The organism is Rhodopseudomonas sp. BR0C11 (genome assembly GCF_010820945.1).
In the GTDB taxonomy this organism is placed as follows: domain Bacteria; phylum Pseudomonadota; class Alphaproteobacteria; order Rhizobiales; family Xanthobacteraceae; genus Rhodopseudomonas; species Rhodopseudomonas palustris_H.
The window spans coordinates 1-1,256 of record NZ_QTKI01000707.1; the positions used below are offsets into that span (position 1 = coordinate 1).

The 1,256-nt window shown below is 69.2% G+C and carries 3 protein-coding genes; 2 read left to right on the forward strand and 1 reads right to left on the reverse strand.

Annotated elements, in window-relative coordinates:
- The coding region (locus tag DYI24_RS26760) for an LrgB family protein (protein ID WP_164574474.1) at positions 1-343 on the forward strand (343 nt) is incomplete at its 5' end.
- Positions 344-436: 93 nt separating this feature from the next.
- The gene (locus DYI24_RS26765) at positions 437-901 is read left to right on the forward strand and encodes a hypothetical protein (protein WP_164574475.1); all 465 of its coding nucleotides are present in this window, start codon (positions 437-439) and stop codon (positions 899-901) included.
- A 3-nt stretch (positions 902-904) separates the two neighbouring features.
- On the opposite strand, the gene DYI24_RS26770 is transcribed toward DYI24_RS26765, so the two are convergent.
- The coding region (locus DYI24_RS26770) for an alpha/beta hydrolase (protein ID WP_502706386.1) at positions 905-1,256 on the reverse strand (352 nt) is incomplete at its 5' end.

The window sequence follows — 1,256 nt, forward strand, 5'->3', positions numbered from 1 at the left end:
GCCCGAGACCGTGGTGCTGTCGCTGGCGCCGAAATCGGTCACGGCGGGCGTCGCGATGGGTATCAGCGAGTCGCTGCATGCCGATCCGTCGCTCACCGCGGTGGCGGTGATCCTCACCGGCATCCTCGGCGCGATCGTCGTCTCGCCGCTGATGAACCGGCTCGGGATTCGGGATTATCGCGCGCGTGGCTTCGCGGTCGGCCTCGCCTCGCACGGCATCGGCACCGCGCGGGCCTTCCAGGTCGACGCTATCGCCGGCGTGTTCGCCGGCATCGCGATGAGCCTGAACGCGCTGATCACCGCGCTGCTGGTGCCGGTCCTGGTCACTCTGCTGGTGCACTGAGTTCGGCGCACGCTGTCGCTGCAGTGTGATTTGCCGCGGTCGCAACTGCCGCGTTACGCTTTGTGCGCCAATCATCGTCCGAGGATATCGCCGATGTCCGATGTTTCAGTGGGGCCAGCCTCGTACGTCGCGGCCCCGCCGCTGCGCTGGTCGATGCCGCGTCCGGTCGTGGCGATTACGGCTGCGCTGATCGCGGTGATCGCCGCGATGCTGGCTTCGCCCGATGCAACGATCGCCGCGCGGGCCCAGAGCGATGCCGAACTGGTGTTGCTGCTGCGCTTCATGGCCGGCGTGAAAGCTTTGATGGCGCTGGCCGCGCTTGGCGCGGTGGTGTGGCGGCTCGGCTACCCCGCTTCGCCGGTGTTGAGTGCAGCCTACGTGCTCGCGCCCGCCCTGATGGTCGCGGCGCCGCTGCTGATCTGGCAGATCGCGCCCACTGCGCTCGGCGCCGGGCTGTTTCATGGCGGTTTGGCGCTGCTGCTGCTGGCTTTGTTCGCCGACCGCGGCCAGACCTCGGAACTGGTCCGGCGCACATTGTTGGTGCGGCGTACGGCCTGAGCGCTACGCCGCCGGCAGCTTCAGCCAATCGAGCAGCGCAACGTTGGCCTCGCGCGGGTAGCTGTGACTGAGGTCGGCGATCTCGCGGTAGCTGACGTCGGCGCCGGCCGAGACCAGCGCCTCATGGGCCTGCCGAGCCACCTCCACCGGAAACATCCAGTCGTGGCGACCGTGCACGATCTGGATCGGCAGCCCGCGCAGCCGGGCGGAATCCGCCGCGCCGGCGAGCAGCGGATGAAAGCTCGCGGCGATCGGCGCCAGATGGGTGAACGGCGAGTCGCTGGTCAGGCCCGAGACGTAGCAGAAGGTGCCGCCGTCGCTGAGGCCGGTCAGCAGCAGCCGCGACGGATCGACC